17 protein-coding genes and 2 pseudogenes are annotated in these 24,196 nt (G+C 37.4%); 6 read left to right on the top strand and 13 right to left on the bottom strand.

Annotated elements, in window-relative coordinates:
* The first annotated feature begins 308 nt into the window (after positions 1 to 308).
* Both NYE65_RS21470 and NYE65_RS21465 read left to right on the top strand, forming a co-directional pair.
* A complete protein-coding gene (locus tag NYE65_RS21470; protein WP_328178245.1) occupies positions 309 to 815 on the top strand; it encodes a DinB family protein in 507 nt (168 codons plus the stop codon).
* Positions 816 to 858: 43 nt separating this feature from the next.
* Positions 859 to 1,029 carry a hypothetical protein gene (locus NYE65_RS21465; RefSeq protein WP_328178244.1) on the top strand — a complete coding sequence of 57 codons (171 nt, stop codon included), beginning with the start codon at positions 859 to 861 and terminating at the stop codon, positions 1,027 to 1,029.
* Between the two features lie 36 nt (positions 1,030 to 1,065).
* Here NYE65_RS21465 and NYE65_RS21460 read toward each other — a convergent pair whose 3' ends face one another.
* The 5 genes from NYE65_RS21460 to NYE65_RS21440 all read right to left on the bottom strand — a co-directional run bounded on the left by NYE65_RS21460 (position 1,066) and on the right by NYE65_RS21440 (position 6,036).
* Positions 1,066 to 1,794, bottom strand: a complete 729-nt coding sequence (locus NYE65_RS21460; protein ID WP_048678490.1) for a GntR family transcriptional regulator — start codon at positions 1,792 to 1,794, stop codon at positions 1,066 to 1,068.
* 67 nt (positions 1,795 to 1,861) lie between these two features.
* Entirely contained in the window at positions 1,862 to 2,644 is a 783-nt protein-coding gene (gene frlD / locus NYE65_RS21455) for a fructoselysine 6-kinase (RefSeq protein ID WP_328178243.1), read from the bottom strand.
* Between the two features lie 57 nt (positions 2,645 to 2,701).
* Positions 2,702 to 3,715 (bottom strand): SIS domain-containing protein, encoded by a 1,014-nt coding sequence (locus NYE65_RS21450; RefSeq protein ID WP_340861617.1) that lies wholly within the window; start codon positions 3,713 to 3,715, stop codon positions 2,702 to 2,704.
* Positions 3,716 to 3,849: 134 nt separating this feature from the next.
* Positions 3,850 to 5,193 (bottom strand): amino acid permease, encoded by a 1,344-nt coding sequence (locus NYE65_RS21445; RefSeq protein ID WP_268590356.1) that lies wholly within the window; start codon positions 5,191 to 5,193, stop codon positions 3,850 to 3,852.
* Positions 5,194 to 5,217: 24 nt separating this feature from the next.
* Entirely contained in the window at positions 5,218 to 6,036 is an 819-nt protein-coding gene (locus NYE65_RS21440) for a TIM barrel protein (RefSeq protein WP_340861616.1), read from the bottom strand.
* Positions 6,037 to 6,554: 518 nt separating this feature from the next.
* Between NYE65_RS21440 and NYE65_RS21435 the strand changes: the two genes are divergently transcribed.
* The 3 genes from NYE65_RS21435 to NYE65_RS21425 all read left to right on the top strand — a co-directional run bounded on the left by NYE65_RS21435 (position 6,555) and on the right by NYE65_RS21425 (position 9,790).
* Positions 6,555 to 8,045 (top strand): DHA2 family efflux MFS transporter permease subunit, encoded by a 1,491-nt coding sequence (locus NYE65_RS21435; RefSeq protein WP_106028348.1) that lies wholly within the window; start codon positions 6,555 to 6,557, stop codon positions 8,043 to 8,045.
* A gap of 299 nt (positions 8,046 to 8,344) precedes the next feature.
* Positions 8,345 to 8,923, top strand: a complete 579-nt coding sequence (locus NYE65_RS21430; protein ID WP_328178240.1) for a YitT family protein — start codon at positions 8,345 to 8,347, stop codon at positions 8,921 to 8,923.
* Between the two features lie 459 nt (positions 8,924 to 9,382).
* Positions 9,383 to 9,790 (top strand): DoxX family protein, encoded by a 408-nt coding sequence (locus NYE65_RS21425; RefSeq protein ID WP_048687048.1) that lies wholly within the window; start codon positions 9,383 to 9,385, stop codon positions 9,788 to 9,790.
* A gap of 151 nt (positions 9,791 to 9,941) precedes the next feature.
* Here the strand turns inward: NYE65_RS21425 and NYE65_RS21420 are convergent, their stop codons facing one another.
* The 6 genes and pseudogenes from NYE65_RS21420 to NYE65_RS21395 form a co-directional block, all read right to left on the bottom strand.
* Positions 9,942 to 10,592, bottom strand: coding sequence for a class D sortase (locus NYE65_RS21420; protein WP_328178239.1), 651 nt, complete (start codon positions 10,590 to 10,592; stop codon positions 9,942 to 9,944).
* 1 nt (position 10,593) lies between these two features.
* Complete coding sequence (locus tag NYE65_RS21415) at positions 10,594 to 12,012, bottom strand: processed acidic surface protein (protein WP_340861614.1); 1,419 nt, start codon at positions 12,010 to 12,012, stop codon at positions 10,594 to 10,596.
* Positions 12,013 to 12,422: 410 nt separating this feature from the next.
* Positions 12,423 to 12,951: pseudogene (locus NYE65_RS21410) on the bottom strand (formylglycine-generating enzyme family protein); the annotation flags it as partial.
* A 436-nt stretch (positions 12,952 to 13,387) separates the two neighbouring features.
* Positions 13,388 to 15,763, bottom strand: coding sequence for a M14 family zinc carboxypeptidase (locus tag NYE65_RS21405; RefSeq protein ID WP_340861613.1), 2,376 nt, complete (start codon positions 15,761 to 15,763; stop codon positions 13,388 to 13,390).
* 1,218 nt (positions 15,764 to 16,981) lie between these two features.
* On the bottom strand, positions 16,982 to 18,178 hold the full coding sequence (locus NYE65_RS21400) for a M20 metallopeptidase family protein (RefSeq protein ID WP_340861612.1): 1,197 nt from the start codon (positions 18,176 to 18,178) through the stop codon (positions 16,982 to 16,984).
* Positions 18,179 to 18,390: 212 nt separating this feature from the next.
* Positions 18,391 to 19,647, bottom strand: a complete 1,257-nt coding sequence (locus NYE65_RS21395) for an MFS transporter (protein ID WP_340861611.1) — start codon at positions 19,645 to 19,647, stop codon at positions 18,391 to 18,393.
* 227 nt (positions 19,648 to 19,874) lie between these two features.
* Between NYE65_RS21395 and NYE65_RS21390 the strand changes: the two genes are divergently transcribed.
* Positions 19,875 to 21,983, top strand: a complete 2,109-nt coding sequence (locus NYE65_RS21390; RefSeq protein WP_340861610.1) for a helix-turn-helix domain-containing protein — start codon at positions 19,875 to 19,877, stop codon at positions 21,981 to 21,983.
* Positions 21,984 to 22,385: 402 nt separating this feature from the next.
* Here the strand turns inward: NYE65_RS21390 and NYE65_RS21385 are convergent.
* Together NYE65_RS21385 and NYE65_RS21380 are read right to left on the bottom strand one after the other, a co-directional pair.
* Positions 22,386 to 22,923, bottom strand: a pseudogene (locus tag NYE65_RS21385) (IS6 family transposase); the annotation flags it as partial.
* 96 nt (positions 22,924 to 23,019) lie between these two features.
* Positions 23,020 to 24,084, bottom strand: coding sequence for a sulfite oxidase (locus tag NYE65_RS21380; RefSeq protein ID WP_340861609.1), 1,065 nt, complete (start codon positions 24,082 to 24,084; stop codon positions 23,020 to 23,022).
* Between the last annotated feature and the right edge of the window lie 112 nt (positions 24,085 to 24,196).

The raw sequence follows: 24,196 nt of genomic DNA, 5'->3' as shown, positions 1-24,196 counted from the left end.
CATCTCCTTTACTATCAGTTCGATATTGGGTGCTATTTTCCTGCAAGAAAAAAAGCCTATATGTGATGCTCCACTATCTATTCATTTATAACCCGAATGTTCGTAGCTCGTATTATCTCAAAACCTCTTATTTATATATATATTACATTTGAGGAGCACATATACCCGAAGAATCATAAGGAGGAATTGTTATATAAATTATAGAACAGCATATTAATGAATATACTGTATTGAATAAACCTGAATACTTTGTTCTTACTGCATAAATTGTCCAATACGAAAAAACTAGTGTATATGGAGGTTTTTTAATGAATCACCTCGAGCCAGTATTAGAAATGTATAACTATCACGCATGGGCAAATGGAGTCATCATCGATCGGTTAAATGAACTTCCAGAACACATTTACCATAAGGAAATTCAAAGTGGTTTTACGTCGGTATCAAAAGTGTTGTCTCACATTTATCTGACAGATTACACGTGGTTTGATATTATCTCTGGTATAAGTATGGATGAAGCAATGGCATCTTCTAGTGAATTAAAAAAAGAGGTGGAAATGAAAAGTATTGAGGAAATGAAAAAAATATTTATAAACTTGTACGAAAGAAACAAAGCACTTCTGAGTACAGAGGATATGGAAAAGGTAATGGTTGTGGATAACCCATATGCTGGGTCGCTTGAAACTACCATCTCCGAATCGGTATTACACATTGTCACTCACGGATCATATCATCGTGGCAATATAGCTACCATGTTACGGCAAGTGGGGCACACTTCCGTTATGCAAGATTTTGGTCTTTACCTTTATACAAAATAGAACACCAAACTATATACCATTTCCTGAATAGGGGGATGTATCGATGGATGAACTAGTTGGCTCTTGTGTTCGCTGTGCACAAGATGTGTATTGTACGGCTGGTTTTCTGAACGGTATTCTTTTAGATAACAAGAATATCTTATGTTTTAATTGTAAGGATATTTTAAATGCGATGATCAAAGAAGAAAGTTTGGAGGAGGATAATCAAAACTAGATGTTTAAATAGGTCATGCCAAATTAATGGCATGACCTATTTTGCCCGATGAACAGTCAGATTGACCTTGTTGGTTTCACACATGAACGTTGAGAGGTGCACAGGCTGGTCGTTTGCATCGAAAGCAATCTTCACAATTCTAAATAAATTTGCGCCAATATCGCATTCTAAATATTTAGCATGGATTTTTGTAGCACCAATCACGTCTATAATTTTATCGTTACTGACTATTTCGGTATGGTAATCTTCCAATAGGATCTTATAAGTTGATTCATCCCTTGCAATCTTCTTTTCCAAATCCGGAAAACGAAGTAATGAATAATGAGCGGTATCATAGAAAAGCGGACGCTCATCTACATACATGAGTCGCTCCAGTTCGAGAACCGGGCTTCCTTCTTCAATGAGGAGATGACCTGCAACATCTTTTGGTGCAGCTATGACCTCACTTCTTAAAATCCGGGAATTCGGTATCTTCCCAAGCTGATGACTAAACTCTGAGAATCCACTTATGGATAACAACTCATTATGAAACTTATTAGATGCAACAAAGGTACCCCTGCGCGGAATACGTGTCAGTGTTCCTTCCTTCACCAATTCCTCGATTGCTTTTCGAATGGTGATGCGACTAACGTTATAAGTTTCACAAAGCTCTGCTTCGGTTGGGATTTGTTCATCTGGTTTGTATTTACCGTTCTGAATATCATTCTTCAACATTTGCCTTATTTGCATATATAGTGGCTGGGGGGTTGAAGGATTTAAATTCATATTAGATTCATCCTTATCCGTCGAAATTTATTATTTACTACCTATTATACATGATTTACAGTCCCAGTCACCACGCACCGAAATAGCTAATGGTTTTCGCAGCAGACTCTGTACCCAATTCTAAGCATTTTTCGATAGATTGGCCTTTCAATAATCCATAAATAAAACCGGAAATGAAGGAATCCCCAGCCCCCATCGTATCCACCACATTCGCTTCAACGGCACCGCATTGATAAAATTGAATGCCGTCATAGGCAAGTGAACCATTTTCTCCTAAAGTGGCGACCGCAATTTTAGACCCTTGATTTTTTACATCTTTTAAAAATTGGCGGATAAAAGCATCATCCTTCGTATAAGAGAAAAAAGGATAATCAACAAACTGCGGTAAAGTCTTCACGAGATCGTGATCTAGCTGATCTGAGAAATCAAAAGACGTGAGCATTCCATTTTCTTTAAATAAGGAATAGTACTTATCCGCATGTCCCCAAATCCCCGAATGTATGAGCTGGTATGTTTGAATGTAATGGAGTTCTTCCGTCGTTAAGCGGAAATGTTTCATGACACCTTCATCGTATTCTCCAAACCTGCGGTCATTTCCTACCATTTCAACAAAGGTAACAGCTGTTTTTCCTTCTTTCCGTGAAAGATGAGAAATATCAACACCTTTTTCCTGTATCGCTTTAACCATTTTTTCACTGTATTGATCGGAGCCCACCCAGCCGATATAAGCAGATTCAGCACCTAACCCTCTTAAATAGACAGCCACATTTAAAGGATTACCGCCAGGATAGACCTCCCCGCTCTTTTGATAAACATCCATACAGTTATCTCCGACTGTAACCGTTCTCATCATTTTCCCCCGCTTTCTTTAAACTTAAGAGCACTACTTAGTAGTGCTCCACTTATCTTAATATTCCATTTGGCGATAGTATCTTCTAAGTGTTAATGGATGATTTCTCTCACGCTCAAGGTATACGCTGATTCGACTTAATACTGACCAGTTGATGCTAACTGAAAAGTGCTTTCTGAATTCTTCGCTGATGCCTTCCATTTCAAAGATTTTGGTATCAATAACCGTTATATTTTTTGAGATTTTTTCTACAAATCTCTCTACACGGTCCATCAGCGGTCTAGTTTCATCTTCCCCTTTTAATAAAATAACACTTGTATCTTCAACAACAAGTTCAAGCGTACCATGGAAAAACTCTGCAGCGTGGATGGATTTCGCTTGGATCCATTGCATTTCCTCTAAAATGCACATGGCATATGAATAAGTGTTTCCCCATAGGTTACCAGAACCGACCATCATATGGTAATCCGTGTCTTTATGTGTAATGGCGAATTCCTCTGCTTTTTTGTCAAAAGATTTAACGGCATCTAGAATTGCACGCGGAAGTAGAGAAACCTCCTTCGTGAATTGTTCATATTGCGGGAATTCATTGTTGTTATGCATGAAACGGAAGACGACCATGTACAAAAGCATAAAGAAAGTATCAAAAGAGTGCGTTTCAGAACCGGTCGTTATACAGTAATCCACAATTTGTGTTAACGGAGTATTTGGCTCTGCAACTAAAGCGATGGTAGTGGCGCCTTTTTCTTTACAATATTCAGCCGCTGCAACTGTTTCTTGAGTAGTCCCGGATACAGATGTAAAAATGCAGACTGAATCTTTGCTGAAATGCTTATGATTCATCACCATGAACTCAGCCGCAATTTCTGCATGGACATCGATGGTAGAATTTGATTTTAAAATGTATTCATATGGATACATCATGGCTATGGTGCCGCCAGCACCGATAAGGAAAATATTGCTGTAGCCCCTTTTTGTGATTCTATCTACGATTTCTTCAATCTGGCCTCTAAAAGTAAGGCCCTCTTTTTCTACAAGATTTAGAAATAACTCCTCATCAAACTTTAGCATTAACAGCTTCCTCCCTTATCCCTGTTTATTTGTTATGTCTTGTATTATATCTAAACATAATAATTTGAACAATCGTTTTATTTTAAAATTTTTTTGGTTTATCAAAAGAAGGCCTAACTTCCCTTATCATTCTGCTAAGCCACGATATCGCTGTCGTTATTTTTCTTTGATCCATATTTCCTTTCCCAATAATAGTATACCGGCAGACCTGTTACGATAACGATCAGCGCTGCAATCACTCCTTGAATAGGCGCCCAAGTAAATGTTCCCCAAGCCAGCCATGATGCTCCAAGAATAGCTAAAACCGTCGTTAACCTCCACATTGGCATACGATAGATTGGATTATAATCATCCCTTTTACGGCATTTATAAACAGCGGCAAAGTCCAGGATGTTAATTACCAATTGAATCAGTGTGAAATAGCCAAGTAACACAGTTAAATTACTGAAGCACACAAGTATACATGCATACGCAACCTGAACGATGATAGAGAAACTTGGAGTTTCATATTTAGGATGAACTCTTGCAAAGCGTTGAAAGAATAGGCCGTCCTTTGCCATTGCGTACTCAAGGCGGGGCTGAAACATTATGCAAGAACTCAGCGAACCCAAGATAACAATAATCGCCGTAATGGCCACGAATGATGATGCAATATCAGATAATCCCGGAATATATTTTACAGCTTCAGAAACAGCCGCATTGGAGTTGATTAATTCATCAAACGGCATCAAACCGATGACACAAACGGCTAACAGTGTATATAAAGCCAACACGATGAATACCGAACTAATAAGAGCTCGCGGAAGTATTTTTCCTGGATTTTTGAACTCCCCAGCCATGAAACAAATCGCAGCCATTCCCGTATAGGCCCATGTGGTTGCGGATACACCACCTATTAAACTTGACTTTTGGGCACCAGGTCCTGGTGTATAAGCAAAGTTATCAGGGTTCATGTACATAATTCCCAAGACAATGACAATCAGGAAAGGAATGATCTTGATAGCCGTGATAATGACTTGGAAAAGACCTCCTTCCTTCACACTTCGATAATGAATCGATGTGATGAGCAGGATGATCGCAATACCCAATAATTTCCCGGCGACCCCAGAGAAAAATGGGAAAAAGGTTGCTAAATAAGAAACGATCGCTAAAGCCATAATCGATATGGATGGAGGATCCAACGCCCAGAAAGTGGCCCATCCATATAAAAATGCCAGAGGCCTCCACCCAGCTTTATTCAAATAAACGTAACCGCTTCCATTTTGAGGGTATGCTGTCGATAACTCCGCCAGCACCATTACTTGCGGAATGGCAATCACCCCGCCTATTATCCAGGCTAGAATGGAAATGGAAGGAGTACCCGCAGCCTTTGCAACATCACCGGATGAGACAAAAATACCCGACCCTATTGTAGTTCCAACAGCAATAGCCAGAGCAGACCAAAAACCCAGTTTTCGTGTAAGTGTGCCATTACTCATAAAGAGTTCCTCCAAATTAGATGATTAAATTCCCAATTCCCTAACTTTTTCAATTGATTTTTTGATTGCATCTCTTGGATTTTGATAATAATTTGATCCCATAATCTCTAAAGTACAACTTCCTTTGTAACGATGGCTTTGAAGGCTTGTTAAGTATTCCCTCCAATTTAAAACCCCATCATCCAGTGCCAAATGTGCATCTGATTGACCATCTCCGTCCATTAGGTGAAAATGGCCTAATTCGGGAAGGAAGGAATAGTACTCATCAGGTGTTTCACCCGCCAGATGCATGGAAACCGTATCTATCATTCCTTTTAATGAAGTAGATTGGATTTCCTCTAACATTTTCTTTAGCCCTTTTGAGTCGATTACCAGATTGGATTCATACTTTGTCAATGGCTCTAAAACAAGAATCAAACCTTCCATCTCAGCTACTTTGGATAATTGAAAGATTGAGTCACTTGCATATTTCCATGATTCCTCTTGTGAGATAGAAAAGTCCCCTATTCCAGAAGTGATAAGCATCATGTTTGTGTCTAACTCCAGCGCGGCATAAAGATTTTCCATAAAATATTCCATGCTTTTTTTTCGCCAATGAGCATCCGAGGATGCAATGTTATAAGGATAGATACATTGTTCTGGGGTATAGCAAATGATTTTCATATTTCTAGACTTAATTTCCCTTCTCAAACTCCTTATATTTCCTAATATGTTTCGATAAACATACAAATGTGGCTCCCCACCCCATAACTCAATGCTATTAATCCCAAGGTTGTCCATGCAATCCAAAAAATAATGAAAAGGGAAATGCCTAAAAGTTATATTCATCCCTGCAATATTCAATTATTTCACCCCCTCATAATGACTTTTTATTTGTTATGCTTTGTATTATAATGAACCAGTACATTGATTGCAATGATTATTTTGAATATTAAAAAAATAATTATTCACAAAATACGGATAAGTCGTGATTTTATTGTTCAACATTAATTAACTATTTTTTAGTGAATACGAATGGTAGAATGTTAAAGTATTATACCTAGTGCACAAATTTCTCTGGTACATTGTAAGTATTATATTGGTGATTATTGTTTGAAATATGATATACCTGTAGAATGGATGTTAACCTGGGGGATTTCCAAGAGATAATGTATTCTGAAATATTGTCAAGTGAGTGGTTAATAAAGAATAAACACCTCAAAAAAGCCGTAATTGAGGTGAATCTCCTTAAATGCTGTAATTTACCGGAAAATATAGGTGGATTTACACTAATACTTCGTGAGACGAATTAGTTTCTAAACTTTTAAAAATAGCAGACAGTACAATTTGTACTATCCTAGCGGAAAGGACGTGCCATTATAATGAATCACGACAAAACAGCTATCACTAAAGTACGTACAGGTCCCATGTTTGCGGTGATGCTGGCTGGTGCTCTAGTCGCTTTCTTAAATCAGACTTTAATTAATATCGCATTGCCTCAATTAATGACTCATTTTGACATATCAGCTGCAACAGCGAATTGGCTTACTACTATCTTCTTATTGGTCAATGGGATTGTCATCCCGATTACCGCTTTCTTAATGGAACGATTCAATACAAGACAATTATATCTAGCTTCGATGGGACTCTTCGCCTTAGGAACTTTTTTATGCGGAATTGCCCCCAGCTTCTCCGTCTTATTGATCGGACGTGTGGTTCAAGCTGCAGGTGCGGGGATTTTGTTCCCGTTGATCACAAATGTAATTTTCACTTTATTTCCGCCTAACAGACGCGGTTTCGCAATGGGCATATTTGGTATCGCGATGAATTTTGCCCCGGCTGTAGGACCTACGCTATCAGGATGGATTATCCAAAACTATTCTTGGCGGGTTCTATTTTTTATCATTTTCCCATTTGCCCTGCTTGACTTCATCTTTGCCATTTTCATCATTAAAAAAGTAGGGAAAACCAGCCGGCCTAAACTCGATAAACTGGGTGTAATTCTATCCACTATCGGATTCGGCGGGGTTCTATATGGATTTGCTACTGGCGGTACTAAGGGCTGGGGCAGTCCCGAAGTACTGACAATGTTCCTTGTTGGAGGAATCAGTTTAGTTTTATTTGTCTGGAGGCAGTTTACTGTATCACATCCTATTTTGGAATTTAGAATTTTTCGGTATCGGATGTTCACTTTAACGACAATCATCAACATCATCGCAACCATGGGTATGTTCTCTGGAATGATCATCATGCCGATCTATATGCAGAATATCCGTGGGTTCACTCCGATGGAATCCGGTCTCATGCTATTGCCTGGCGGGATTTTAATGGGGATCATGTCCCCTATCACAGGTAAGCTGTTTGATCGATTTGGTGCGAGATGGCTTGCGGTGAGCGGACTTGCCATCACTATCATTACAACCTATCTTTTAACGCGGCTTCAAACAGATACGTCCTATTCTTATGTGGTGTGGGTATATACCATTAGAATGTTCGGAATGTCGATACTGATGATGCCTATCTTCACAGCCGGATTAAATGAATTGGCACTTAGCCTAAATAAATACGGCACAGCAATGGTCAATACATTGAGAATGGTGGCAGGTGCTGTTGGCATGGCATTCTTTGTGTCCATCATGACAAACCAAGGAACGAAACATGTTCAGGAAATCTTATCTCAAAGGAACATATCACCGGATAATACATCACAAATGGCGATGGCCATTAAACAAGGCAGCGTAATGGGAGTGGATGATGCATTCATGATAGCAACAGGTTTGACCATAGTTGCATTCATACTGGCCTTTTATATCCGGCAAACTTCACCACAAGAAGATACCATTACAAATCGCCTATCAAAAAAACCATCTTGAATAAAAAAGGCTAAATCCAACCCTATTTTCCAAGGTAAAAAAAATTCTTATATTATTAAACTGACTTGCCCCATGAAAACAAGGCAAAAAAAAGAGACTCTTTTAGTGTCTCTTTTTTTTGCCCTAATTACATCGTGGCCTAAAACGAGAAGGCCTTTACTTTGATTAGCTTACTCCCATGTGAATTAAAAATATCTTATGAAGAACAAATAGCAATCGTAATTTCCAATCAGCTAAGTATATATTTAGGTTTCTCTCATATATTTTAAGATAATGATTTGGACGAGGGGAATTTTTTAATGAAAAAGTTTGTTACGCTGCTTTTTTCAAGTTTTTGTATTGGAGTAGGTCTTAACTTATTTCTTATCCCCATTCATCTAATAAATGGCGGGATATTTGGCATAAGTTTATTAATCAAATATGTTTGGGGAATCCAGGTTGGACATACCATGATCATGATCAATATTCCCATATACCTTCTATCTCTTCTATACGATAAGTCTTATTTCTTTAATGCCGTCCTTGGGTTAGTTTTCACTTCAACCATTATTGATTGGCTAACACCACTAAACGGTTTGGTTCATCTGCCGATCATAACAAGTGCCATTATCGGTGGAATGACGGTTGGGATTGGTGTCGGTTTTATGCTGAGACAACATATTAGCCCAGGTGGAGTGGATTTACTAGCACTATTAATATCTAAAACCACAGCAATCAATCCTGGAATTATTATTTTTATCATTGATTCTCTCATAGTAATTGCGGGAATCATTATATTGAAAGACTTAAAGTTAATGTATTCCCTCATCACGATATCCTGTGTCGGGTTCTGCGTCATTATAATCAATTCTTTTAAGACAATTAACTTTTTAAGATAAAGTTGTACTTACAAGTGCTGAACAAAGAATGCTCTCCCTTACGAAATGCATTTTGCTCGTACTGTACTCGGGATTTCGTACGTTTTCCCATGATTTCGCACCGTTTACGCGTGAGTTTGGTCCGTTTACTCGTAAGTTACGGCCATTTACTCGTGAATTCGGCTTATTACTCGTGAGTTTTGCTGTTTTACTCGTGAATTCAGCCTATTTACTCGTGAGTTCGTACTATACCCAAGTTTTCGGCTGTCACCTGGTGGGAGTAGATTTCTGAAATCAAATGAATTTTTTCAAGAAATAACTGCAGGCAAACTCGCTTTTCTTCAAGCTATCCTTCAGTCAAGCGCGATTCCTAAAGGATTGTGCCACAACTGTTTAAGATTAAGATTTTTTTAGAATGCATTAAAAAAAGAAAAGTGGAATATGATTAAAATATCAATCTAAGGGAGGGAATGTGAATAAATGAAAAAAACAAAAATTATATATTGGATTTTCACAGGACTTTTAGTGGCACTAATGGTTTTGGGTTCTATTCCGGATATAATGTCTGTTCCCGATGCAGTCGCATTATTCAATCATTTAGGTTATCCTACTTACCTCCTACCCTTTATTGGGATTGCCAAATTATTAGGTGTCGTGGCAATACTTATTCCAGGCTTTCCAAGAATCAAGGAATGGGCTTATGCCGGTTTTGTATTTGATTTGACGGGGGCTATGTATTCAAGCATTTCAGTGGGCGACCCTGCCAGTGGATGGCTGATTTTCATTATCGGGTATATATTGATAGCCGGCTCTTATATTTACCATCATAAAATATTAAAATCCGCTTCATCTGGCACATCGAGCAATAAGAATAGTTTAACAATATAAATTAATGAAAAAACACCGTGAAAGGTGTTTTTTCTAATGGGTTTAAAAGTGGAGGAAGTGATATCATCTTCGCTTTTCTTTCTAAAAAGAAATAAAATCAAAAGCGTCCCAATAGGTTTCCTTATTGGGACGCTTTTTTTAGTACATTTGATTAACTTACTGTTTTTGAATTTAAATACGCGACAAGGATATAGCGTTCAGGTGCTGCCCCAATATAATCAAAAGGGTAACAGGTACTGACGGTTAGCGTTGCCCGTGGCTTTGGTACGATTACAGTTCGATCATCCTTATCCACAATTCGAACTTTGTTGACTTTGTATGTGAACTCTCCTGCCGATGTTCTTACTATCAACAAATCTCCTTCGCCCACTTGCCCGAGTTTACGGAATACCGTATCTCTATGACCGGAAAGTACGGAATTGTCATTTTCACCAGGTAACACACTTCCTGCAAAGTGACCAACTCCTTTTTCCAATTCATCCTCATTTGTACCATGGAAAATAGGGAGTTTTGTTTTTAGTTTGGGTATATATAGCTCCCCAATTTCTTCACCCGTTTTAGGGCGGATAGGATACAGCTCTTTCTTTGTTGTGTTATTACTTGGTGTTTTATCAATTGTTGGTTTATCACTTGGTGGTTTCTGTACAGTTTCATTCACTTGGCTACTAGGAGCATGAGTCTTGTAAAGAAAGTAGCCTTTTGCAAACTTATACATATTGGATGTGGAAAACCAAACCCCAAATAAAATGATGGCAATTGTACAAGAAAGCAGCAGTAACCGCTTTTTCTTTAATTTTTTCATATTAAGCTTTCCTGATTTTTCGATACATCAAGCTTCCGAACAAGACAAGAAATAGTCCTAAAAGGGCACTAGGCAAATAACCGGAAGCGGTATTTGGCAGTTTAGCACCTTTTACGGTTTGATGTTCTGAATTAGTATGGGCACTGATCTTTTGTTTTACTGGTTTAGCAACTGGTGCCTTTTCAATGGTCTTTTGTACCTCTTTAGCAGATTCCTTTATTTGTCCGCCTGCATTAGTAAGAGTATCAGAATCGACCATATCACCTGTTATTAACAGATCAGCCAAGAACTTCCCGTCAGTATTATATATTGATATTTTCAGGTTAGCACCCTTCAATTCTTCCAATTTCATTAAATCCAAAAGGGATACAGGTGATTCCGAGCCACTTTTCACAAGGGAATAGGAAACATTAAGCTTAAAGATGGAAAGTAATTCTTCATAGATTGAGGCCATTTCAGCTATCTGTTCAGCTGTAAGCTCGGTTGCTACATCAAATTCCTCGAAAGCCATCATGCGGTTGCCCAATTCTTCAAGTTGCTTGACTGTATCAGGGTTGGAAAGATGGTCTTCCAAAGACATCAAGTGGTCTTCAAGCCGCTGTAGTTCCTCTTCCGTTAGACCGAGTTCCTGCTCGAAAATAGGAAGAAGATCATCGACAACTTCGCTATCCATCCCGCCGCCAGTAAGGTTCCAAACAGTTTCTTCAAGATTATCTATGTATATATAATCGTTAATATTTTCACCATTTTCTTCTAACATTTGAAGCAAGGCTTGTTTATCCAATCCATAATTCTCATTAAAATAATCTAAGTTGCTTAGGTCTGCCTTTATGACGTCACCCAGGAATTCGCTAAGCTCTTCGACAGATTCAAATTCTTCCGTGCTTAAATCATAGGGTTTCAATGACGCTTCGATATCTTCTAGTGTTACTTGGAAGCCTCTTTCCTTGCTAACCTTGGTCAAATAATTGACTAATTCTTTGTCAAAATTCGGATCGCGTTCAAAATCGCCCTCTTCTGTCTCTTCTGTATAGAAATAAACAGTTTCATCGAGGTCCCAGATAAAGATATAATCGTCTAGTTCTTCGCCATTTTCGTGTAATAGATTAATTAGGCTCTCATTAGTTAGATTATAATCTTCATAAATGGCATCTAAATTACTCAAATCAGCCTTAATGACTTCGCCCAAGGCTTCTTTTAGATCACCAATAGATTCAAAGTTCTCAATACTTTCATCGTAAAAAGAAAGAGATGTTTCAATATCATCCTTCGTCACTTCAAAACCCCTGACAAGGCTTACCTCTTTTAAATACTTTGTAAATTCTTTCTCAAAGTTCTTGCTTGGTGCCGCCGATGCTAATTGCGGGAATAAGCTAATTAACAGCGTAAATGAAACTAAAATGATCCACAGTTTTTTCATACTTTTCTCCTATTCATAACATTTCATATGTTTCTAGAAAATTATAAGGTAATAACAATAATTTAACAATGAAGTTATTTTTTCCAATAAGGGAAAATTGCTATTTCACTTACTTTGCTAACAACCTTTTTAACAGCATATACCACTGTTTACGGTAATCAAGACGTATTTCTTCCTATTTATATATTGATTTCAAAAAGAGGGATTAAAAAACTCCCGCTACTGTGCCTCCAGATAAAAAAATTATTAATTTCGTTTGCCTATTAAACTTAATTGAAGCCAAAATTAACAACAAATTCACCAACGGGCTATAAATCAATTTTGTCATATCAAGTAAAGTAGTCAGTCTAATAGTATCGGACCTCATATCCTATAAATATGTACTTTGACAAAACAAAAAAAAGAAATAATCAACCCTTGAATGGTAGCTTATGTCCGAGACACCTAATGCTCCTTCTTTCTATTTCAACATCTGCAGCACATCGGAAACCCAAATTACCTAATGAACTATCAGGGGTATTGGAGCTTCGGGCAGCCACACGATATCGGTTACAATATGATTTATGACATAGATAAGATCCACCTTTCATCACACGTGTTGTCCCTTTTTCAGGTCCAATGGGATTTTGGCTGATCTTTGCCTGAGTATGTACTTTGGAAAACCAATCCGAACACCATTCCCATACATTTCCTGATACATTATATAAACCAAACCCATTTGGTGAGAATGCATCAACTGGAGCAGTTGTAAGATAGCTATCCTCCCCTGTATTTTCTACCGGGAACCTGCCTTGCCAAATATTACAGCGGTGTTCTCCTTTATAGGTAAGTTTATTCCCCCAAGGATATTTCTTCTTCACTAGCCATCGCGTCGTTCCATGATATTTGGACGTCCGGGTGATCCATCCTCTCCATAATGGATGAATCGGACCTTCGGGGTATTATTATTTTATTTCTTTTATTGAATTCCTTTTACCTGGTTAAATAAAGAATATAGTTATTTTACGCATAGATAAATTGTTTACCATCTCCCACTCCTTTGAAATTATCTAGGTGTACTCACCCGTACAAACCTCCTAGGGCCGATACGTCGTTTAAAACATAAAGGGAGAACGACAGCCCCCTTTGCAAGTTAATTATTTTGTTCGCTAATCCAATCATTTAACTTCATCTATAATGATTCCTGGTTAGTTAATCCATATCCAGCTTGTGAATTATAAGAGTAGTCACCATTTAATCGGCTAAAAAACTACTTATTGTCCTTCAGGGTTTTTGCAACAGATAATTTAAAAGTAATGAGTTCAGAGCAAGCGTTCAGCATTTTTTAAATTACCAAAGCCGAATTCATTGCTGAATCCGGCTTTGGCTAATTCTACTATTTTTCGAAAATTGCATTAGATAGAAGACGGAACAAGTAATCCGGGTGGTCGCGGAAACCTGCTTCTAACCCAATAAGAGTTACATCTTTATTCTGTTCTTTTACGATTACGGCTTGGCCCTTGGCGGTTATGTTATTTTTCCAGTGACCAGCTACGAAGAAATTATCTGAATCTGCAAGGGTCGCGACAATTTCATCATTACCAGTATCCGTGAACCATGTTGGACGATAGACAAAGCCGATATCATCCTCTCCATAACCTGCTGTTAAACCAGTTCCCTCATAATCGACTTTTACGATACCATTACTGTTGGAACCTCCTACATTAATGATGTCGTCTGTAAGACCGAGTGTCTTAGTTGCTCTAGATGCACCAGCACCTACAGCTATATATTTGCCTCCTTCATTTAAGAAGCTTGTCACATTGTCTTTAAATGCATTAAGTTGCCCGGCGTTCTGTAATCCAAATTCTTTATTAGCTTCGGAAAGGTTAGTAGAAATGAGACTTTCCGTTCCACTATAGACAAAAATATCAAAACCGTTAAGGGAATTTTTAGCCACTTCGACTGGCGTAACTTCTGTCACATCAAAACCTAGTCTTTTCAAAGCAAGCTTTGTTCCTGCGTGTGATTTCTGTTTACCCATACCTCCATCCTTTAATATAGCCACTTTTAAAGACGTAATAGCCACTGCATCTGCTGGTACATCAGCAGTTCCAACCTGTAACCCAGATTCTTTCACCGCTGCTGATACCTGATTAGCTACTGTTTTTGCAAAGAAGTTACCTTGTGCATCACGTACAATAGGTATTCCTTGCTTAAGCAATCTATTTACTAAATTTACCGATTGGACAGAGCTGTTCGGAATCATAAACGGTCCTTTTCCTGAAACGTTGCCTTGACCTGTAATCTGGTTTACTTTCGTTGCATTGACTTTAATAGGATTTTGTGTGGCTACTGCCTCGAATCCCCAAAGCTCCGGTAAGCTCCATGCGGAAATGTCGTACATTGCTGGGGTATCGTTCGTGATGTCTTCCCCATCCCAGAGCATCGTGTTTGCTAATCCGGCTTTCGCCTGATCCATCTCAACGAGATAAGTTCCTTTTGGATATAACACTCCATCCGCTTCAAATGCATTCACAGCTTGAACAACTTCAATATCATTATTAATCAAATGATTTACAGCCTTATTCGTAACAGACGGATCCTTAGGGTCTAGTGGAAGTATGTAGGCTTTTGGAAATAACCCTTCCTTATGAAAAGGATGGTCAAAGTTAATTCCTCTTTTAAAAACTTCAATTTGATCAGTAATCATGGATTGCTTGTTGGCTGTTGCAAATTTCAGTGCTCCCATAATCGAATTATACATCCATCGTACGCCGTCCCAATCATTTGTTGGAGCTTCTAATGTATGACCGTAAGCCCCATGATACATCGCATACATTGGTGTGAAAATTGGTGGGTAATCATCCCAGCCAGCGGAGTCATCGCGCAGCGGAATATAGGTACCTTTCATGTTTTGATACAAGGATCCTGAATAGTTCTCATGATCCTTCATTATTTCCGCTTCCATCGCTTCTGCCTGTTTATAGGCCCATTTTCCGTATAAGTCATACTCGTAATTAGGATTATGCGGTGGCGTACAAGGCTCAATTAACCCCTGCAGATTTGGCTGATAATTCTTCACATAACCATGAGTATCAAGGAACACCATCGGGTTCCATTCTTTAATGAGCTCAACCATCTCTTTCGTTTCTGGCTGCGATTGGGTGATAAAGTCACGATTTATGTCAATTCCTTCGCCATTAAAGCGGGTGGCATCAATACGTCCATCAGGGTTTTGTACGACATTGAAGATAAGAATATTATTCTCTAAAACGTCTTTGGTTGTTTCATCATTTTGGGTAGCAAAACGTTCAATTAATTGAAGGATTGCATCGCTTCCAACAAATTCAGTCCCATGAATAGAACCATTAATCATGATTGGAACTTTAAAGTCAGGATTATTGGCAACCCATTCTTGAGCTTTGCCTGGATTCTTAAACATTTGCTTTCTAAGTGCCTTCACTTTTCCGAACTTTCCTTGTGTTGTTGGGTCGGCAATCGTGACAACATAGAGTGGGTTTCCATCAGCTGATGTTCCACGGACTTCAACTTTCACACGGTTTGAAAGTTTTTCAATCTCTTTTAATTTGGAACCAATTTGTGAAAATTTCACAAAGTCATAGTTTTCGCTATTAAACTTGCTTCCGTCCTGTTCCTCATATGTATTCACATTTGTCCATTGAGGTTTCTCAGCATGTCCAGAACTCCACGGTATTACTGTTAGTAAACTCACAGCCATCAGGCCGGATAATGCTTTTTTCTTTTTCATCCTAAAACCTCCAGTATGATTTTTTTGTATATATCCCACCAAGTCGTTCAATGTTTATTTTATTGGGATTCGCTCTCCTATTGCAGCACTAGTTTCGAAAGATCAAATTTATGTAGTGTTACTTGCTGGGGGAGCTTATCAAATTTTATAAAGAATATTTTTTTAACAATGTGGTTTGTTCAACGTTATAAAATTAAACCGCTTTTAACAGGGTTTGTTCAGCCATTTAGCGAGTCATTTCTTGTTGTATTCAATTAAAATATGCATTAGTTAATTAACGTAATACCTAAACCCGCATTGGCTACTGTAGCTGATTAAATTCCTTTCTAGACTAATAAATTTCTCATTTTCTGCTCCCTACTAATATTTTAAATTTCCATACATGTTTAAGAGTATCGCCTCCTTATTAAGAAATAGTAACTACAAACTTAGATAACTGTTTTATAATATTATACACTTATTTTTGTGCGAATTAAGAATTTTCAGTTATTAATAATTGAATTTTTTTCCTTTTTCCATACTTCATAAACTTAAAATTATTTACAAATAATTCCCATGCGCTAAATTAGTAAAAATCTGTATAACTGTTTTGAAGTTTGTCCCTAACGGTCAAGTTACATAGGAAATCCCTCGAATCCTATGAAATTCATGTGCTTTTTGATTTCCTCTAATCAGTATAATGAAAACTAAAATGAGCTCACTTTTCTGATAACCTTATATTGAGCATAGTAATAGAGCAAACCACAAATGTTGAACTTCCGTACTTGGGCCTGTAAATACATATTCAGTATTGCACCCTGCGAAGGAATTCAAGGACTATTATAAAACTCCTAGGCCACAGTTGATAAAAAAGCAACCGTTTTATATCCAAACGGTTGCTTTTTTTCATTGCTATAAACGTTTCCAAATTCTCTTTAAATCTATTGTCGAATACTTTATCCCCATGTATTTCCTTTCCTTATGAATGATGAGATGTGAAAAGTATGGTTCTAAACTTAATCCTTCTGTTTTATGTCTATCTGGATTTTATTGATAATACGAGCCCATTCATTGCACTTACACCATTAGATTTAAATCTCCACACACATAACTGACAAAGAACTTTAATATCATTTACAGGCATCGTACTCCATGAAATTTAATTGATTGAAGTAGCAATACAGAAAAAAATATCCTGAAAGTAGGGAAACTTACTAGAAGAACAGTGATAAATTGTTTCTACCTTTGCACTTGTACTTGATCAGGTTTTACTTTCCCATCAGTGAGATAATGAAATGCGGATGAAATAAACAACTTCCCAATTTGCAGCATAGATTTTTCTTCTACATCAAACATCGGATGATGATGCGGATACTCATGTCCCCCGCCAACATGGAAGAAAGTACCCGGCACTTTTTGTAAATAATAAGCAAAATCTTCACCACCCATCGCCTGTGGAATATGGATTACTTTTTCTTGACCAAAAAGATTATTCGCGAGTTCCTCCACTCTTTTCGATTCTTCTGGATGGTTCCAAAGGGCAGGATAACCTCTACGATAATTATATTTTGAGGTTGCACCAGCCCCTTCACATGTTGTTTTAGTTATTTCTCCAATCGTTTTTTCTATTAAGTCTCTAACATCTTCATCAAATGTTCGAACTGTTCCAGTAATTTTTCCCGTTCCGGGAATAACATTAAATGTTTGACCACTATTAAATGAACCGATAGTCAATACAGCTGGTTTTATTGGGTTCACACGGCGACTTACAATTTGTTGTAAGTTCAACACTAGCTGGCAGCCTGTTACAAGAGGGTCCACACTTAAATGCGGCATTGCCCCATGTGCGCCTTTTCCATAGATCTCAATTTCAAAAGAATCGTAAGCAGCCATCGAATAACCGTCACGTACACCTACTGATCCTGTTGGAAACGTGGCTGCTACATGAGCTCCATAAATGACATCCACCCCTTCCAGACAACCGTCTTCAATCATGAATTTCGCTCCTCCTGGAAGCTGCTCTTCAGCAAATTGATGGATAAATACAACATTTCCTTCGATTTTGTCCTTCACTTCACTTAATACTTTCGCTACTCCAAGCAAAGCAGCTGTATGAATATCATGTCCGCAAGCGTGCATGACGCCAGGAATTCGAGATTTATATTCTACTTCTTTTTCATCTTGAATTGGAAGAGCATCAAAATCTGCCCTTAATGCTACTGTCTTGCCCGGTTTGCCTCCTTTTAGAAACCCGACTACACCTCTACCGCCTACACCTGTTTTTACTTCTATTCCTAAAGTTGATAAAAAGGCAGCAATCTTTTTTGGTGTGTTTTCTTCCTTAAAGGATAGTTCAGGATACATATGTAAATCTCTTCTAAAGTTCACTAGGTCTGGATACAGTTCTTCCAATCTGCCAAATAAGTTTTCTAGCATGTTAAAAGCACCCCTTTATATCATAAAATTAATAAGACGGTTTTATTACTACCATTTTGAATGAAAAAATATTATGTTTTAAAAAAAGCTGACTTATGAAACGGGCTGGATCGAAGCCATTTTCCCTTGCTTAAAAATGCTATTCCAGCATATTTTTTCAATTTGCTAGGGTTATATTTCACGGTTGCTTTAACCCTTTTCCTTAATAATAGTTATTGGACTGTTGCATTTCTATCTGGGTATTGTTTCGAATGATTATTGGTATTAAGCGTTAGTCCGACAAGTCCTGCAAAAATAGTTGATGCAATCAAGAACCAGAATGCCGCATCATAGGAACCATTGAAAGCACCAATTAAAAATCCAATAGCAAGAGGAGCTACAAACCCTGCAATCTGACCTCCAAAATTAATGGTTCCGATAGCCGTTCCAATTACTTCTGTTGGAAGCAATTTATGAGGGAGAGCAAAAACTGTCGCTAATACAAATGATTTAACGACACTTATCAAGATTGAAAAAGTAATGACAAGGGAAACTGTTGGAGCCTTAAACATAAAATAAAGAAAGACAGCCGTTAAGACGGAACTTGCAACTAAAAAAATTTTTTCACGCCCAGTTATCTTATCTAAAATCCAACCGCCCATAATAGTTGCAAATCCTCCCACAATGGCAGGCAATGCCAATAGCATACCTGATGACATCAAATCAATATTTCGTACCGTAACTAAATAAGTTGGCATCCAGGAAGCAAGTCCCCAGTTAACAATACCGATTCCAAACCAAATGACGATTAACTTCCATACTACTTGCATTTTTAATAAGTCTCTTACTGGTATTACTTTATTATTAGAAATTTGCACTTTTTCCACTTTTGCTTCTTTTATTTCTTTTAATTCAGACCGCGGGCGAATAAACAACCAAAATAGAACAGCAACGACAATCCCAAGTACACCGGTAATAAAAAACATGTTTCTCCAGCCATGTGCAACAATTAGTGGTGTAGCTAGAATCGGTGCCAGTGCCCCGCCAAAGTAATTCGAAGACATAATCGATGACGATGCCCTTGCCCTCTGCTCCTTCGGAAACACTTCAGCAACTGTCTTTTGACTGGCAGCAGGATAGCCTCCTTCACCTAGTCCAAAAAGAAACCGGATCACGATTAGAGAAAGCACCGACCACGCAAATCCTGTTAAAATGGTGAATAAAGACCATAAGACGACCGACCAAATGAGCACTTTCCTAGAACCGAACTTATCTGCCAACCAGCCGCCAGGAATTTGCATGAGTGCATATCCTGCGAAAAAAATGCTAAGGACAGTCCCGTAAGCTTCTGGGCCCAACTGAAACTCTTCACCAATTTGTACCATGGCAATGTTAATTGAAACTCGATCAAGATAAGAGACCATCCAACCAAGAAATAAAAGTGCAAGAATTATTATTTTGTTTTGTCCTTTTCCCACTAACCGTTCCATTTTTGACCTCCCATTGCTTTTTAAATAATAGTATCCTCTGGTTACAATCAAAGAAGAATCTATTTTGAAACGGTTGATTTGCGACAAAGTGCTAAATAAAAATTCGCAGCACAACTCACGTATTGAAATTTTATATTATTCAGAATATTATTACAATGTAGGTTTTTAACGTATATATTTGTGATATGTGTAAATTTTTACACAAAAGGAAGGAAGGAAGGAATAAATTGAATATATATGAAAAGATACTTGCATTTTTCAATACTAAATTTATAGACACTTCTTATCAGATTTGGATACGCAAACCACTAGAGGAGAATTTCAATTTAGCTTATAAACAGGGTAAAGAAGATATTGAAAAATTGCCATTAACTGAAATAGATTATGAGCAATCTACGCTTTTGTATGAAGGGGGAGATACATATCTATCATTTTCCTATTTGGAAGATTATCAGGTGATCGTTTGTGTGTTAGATAAAGAATGTTTTTTCAATGTTAATGAGCTCGACCATTTAAATCTGCTTTTTTACTGTTTTTTTACACATGAGATGTTCCAAGTAAGAGAGAACGAACTTGAAAAACTAATGGAAGGCATGCAATCTATTAGCTCTTCTCTTGATCTGGATGAATTGCTGACAAAAATAGTCGGGAATGCTCTTGCAGTTATTACTGCTGTAGATGCAGGATATTTACAACTTTATGATGCTGAAATTGAACGGTTAGTTCCAAGTGCATCGGTTGGTTTTAACCAGCAGATTCAATATTTTAAAACAAAAATCGGTGAGGGGATTACTGGAAAAGTCTTTATGGATGGAAAAGCCAGAGTTCTCAACTCTAATGAAGAAGTTATAAACGAAATGTTTGTTAACAATATGTCAAATGAAAATTTATTCTACATTTCTTCATCCGCGCTAAGCTTGGATGTGAGAGCAATCATGTGTGTACCCGTTTCAATTGGAAGTAAGCGAATTGGAATAATGATTGTTCATCAATACGATACAAAAAGAAGATTGACAGAGCGTGACTTGAATTTACTACAAGGATTTGCGGATCAAGCAGCGGTCGCCATTGAAAATGCGCGCCTATACACAAAAGTGAGAATGAGTTTAGAAGAAGTTACTAAATTGAGTAATCAATTAAAGGAGAGAAATCAATTTCTTTTAAAAAGAAATGAGGTTCACGAAACGTTAACAAAACTTTCACTGCAAAATGAGGGAGTACAAGCTATCATTATGGAATTAAATCGAATGTTAGATACCGAGATTGTTTTTGCTGATTTTTTAGGAAATGAGTTTTATTTTAATAAGCCAGATCAAATTCCTCCGTTAAGCATTGACGAAATATCAATTTTGTTCTTTAAACGTCAGTACCCTGTTTATATTGATGTATATGATCAACAAGCATACAGATATTTTATATACCCCATCATCAATAGAACCGTTTTTTTAGGCTGCTTGATCATTACTCTTCTTAGACCTCTTTCACATCTTGAGCGGATTACCATTGAACAAGGGAGCTCAACCCTTGCATTAGAATTGGCAAAACAGCATACATTGACTGATGTGTATTACAAAAAGACACATGAATATTTTACCGAGTTATTAGAATACAAAGAGCCAGAACTACTTTTAACAAAAGGGAAAGAACTTGGTTTAAATATGAATTCTATCATGTTTGTAACCTTATTTAAAATTAGATCCTATCAAGATTTGCAAGTTTTAGAAGCTATCATTCATCGATTGGTCTCGATTATTAAACAACAAATGGCTAGAGCCGAAAAGATCGTTTATGGCTTTCATAATAAAGTTACACTTCTAATTTCTTTATCAAGTGCAGATCATATTTCTTCAATTACTAAACTGCTTGATTCAATCATTAAAGAATGGAACAGAAAAGACGGACCGCCATTGAGTGCCGGAATCGGCAATTCTTATTATGGTGTTGAAAATATCCGGAAAAGCTATGATGAAGCTGGTAAAGCTCTTTCGTATTTAACAGAACAGAACAGACCTGGTATGATTAGATATGGAGAAATTGGACTTAATCGCTTTTTCTTAAATCAAAAGCCCGAAGAAATAGAAAGGTTTTTGAACGAAATATTTTCACCATTATGGTCTCATAAAGCAAAGAAAAATGAATTAGAAAAAACATTGTTAGTCTATACAAATTCAAATCGTTCTGCAATACAGGCAGCTGAAAAATTACATATTCATATTAATACACTGTACCAACGTCTAAAAAAAATTGAAGAAGCCTTAAATCTAAGTTTCAATAATACTGAAGATATGTTGAAAATTGAGTTAGCCTGTCACTTGAAGAGAACTTTTAATGCATAAAGATGAATTTTTTTAAAAAGTTACCTTTTAAAGTCTAAGCTTAAAACAACGTTCAAAGGTCGGTGTTTTTCATTATTTACATTAAGGGGTCCCTCCGATGGAATTACCCCATGCCCTTACCTCTTGGGGTTCCTGTATCAAGCTAAGTTAAAATTATACCGTCAAAAAGAAAAAACGCTATGCTTATCTTAAGAAGTTTACGAGAAAGGATGGTGTTTTTTTAATGAATCGCGCCATTTCAGTTGAACTGAATCTATCTCACAAGAGCCACAGTACTTTTTATGGTTCTGGTGCAAAAACTACTCGCTAGAAACACAGAGTATCAATTTCCTTTGAATGGCTAACTTATGAAGCTAATCCAAAAAAAAATTATAGATAAATTTTTTTGGTTTTGGAAAGACTTCAGCCCTTGATCTTGCTTCTTTTTATCATATGCATCGCTTCTATACCACTCAATATGTAAGTAGCTGTACGAAATAAATTTTAAACCTAACATCGAACGAACTCGCTTCTTTATAAAACGATGATCCTGTTCTACCATACTATTGAGATATTTCACTTGTCTTATTTGTATGCCTTCAGGTATATGTTTCTCTTCTTTTAACTCTTGAAGCGCTACGAGATAGGCTGGGTTTTTGTCCACTGTTATGACACGTGGTTTACAAACATGAGAAGTAGCCAAGGTTTTCTTGAAAAAGCGCTTGGTTGCTTGTTTATCTCTTGATTCACTTAGATAAAAATCAATGGTAATCCCTTCTGAATCGACTGCACGATATAAGTACATCCATTGAGCCTTTACTTTGTTATACGTTACATCGACTCTCCAGGAATCATTTGTTGGCTTAAGATGAAGCCTTACTCTTACATCTAATTCAGGTCCATATTGATGAACCCAACGCATAATCGTTGTATGAGCCATGGGTAAGCCACTTTCCTCCATCCTTCGGAAGGGTTTTTTCTCTATATCACAAAACCGTTATTTGGCTAAATCCAAAAGTTTTTCAGCCGTTTTCATTTCCTTAAATTAAAATTAAAGTCATTCTACCTTTACCTTAATTTTATCAATGGCATTATACCCATAACCTTTCTTATTCCAAAAAGGTAAATTAGGTTGAAATTGACCAAATGAATCTGTTGCTCTGGATTTAATCGTGTACTCACCTTTTTCTGTTATTTTCCATTCGAATGACCAACTAACCCATCCATAACCAGCATTCTTACCAGGTAATATATCGGCGTTACTCCATGTATAGCCATCATCCATACTAATTTCCACCTTGGTAATAACTCCTTTTCCTGTCCATGCAATCCCTTTTATTAAATGCACACCTGTATTTATTTTTTCCATGTCCAGCGGTTTTTGGATAGTCGAATTGATATTTATTGCAGTGACCGGAAATGCATTTTGATCATTGTCTTTATTTGGATAATACATATAATCAATGGTTTGAAAAGGTCCAGTGAAAGTTGTATTAATAACACTTATCTGCTTTATCCACTTAACGGATGCCATCGCATACCACTGCGGAACGATTAATCTCAATGGATAACCATGTTTAAAAGGAATTGGCTGGTTATTATACTCATATGCAATGATTGTATCCTCATGCATCGCCTTCTCGATAGGCAAACTCCTCGTGTAGGTATAAACCTCATCCAGATCGGTCCTAAGGCCATAATCATACCCCTCCACGACAACTTCTTTTGCCCCTTCTCCTATTCCAGATAATTCAAGTAATGTCCGTAATGGTACACCTTTCCACTTCCCTTGACTAATGGCCCCCTTTTCCCATTGTTCCCCAAATGTTTTAGGTTCGAAGAGATTACGCTTGTCTCCGGAGCATTCAAGGACAACTTCAACCGTTTTGGATGGATATTGAAGAATGTCTTGCATGGACAGCAGTAATGGAGCTGATACTACTCCATTTATAGGAAGCCAATAGTTTGAATTAGAAAGTGTCGGATAAGTAAAGTGGTTCCTTCTAAAAAATAATTGGTTTTCCACACTATCATTATTGATGAATTGAATGGGTGTCTCCTGATTTTCCGGCAGTAAACTACGCGTAGTTAAATAGGGTCTCACTTTTTGAGGTTTTGTCATGGTTCCCTCCTTATTAATATGAATCATTATAGATGTATCCTTGTTACTGCCCACTTCATCCTACACACCATCTGTTTAAATCCAGTTTGTCTAATCCTACGGCCGATCCCTT

The sequence above is a fragment of the Peribacillus sp. FSL R5-0717 genome, from assembly GCF_038002945.1.
In the GTDB taxonomy this organism is placed as follows: domain Bacteria; phylum Bacillota; class Bacilli; order Bacillales; family DSM-1321; genus Peribacillus; species Peribacillus frigoritolerans.
This window is presented reverse-complemented; position numbering and strand designations above follow the sequence as displayed.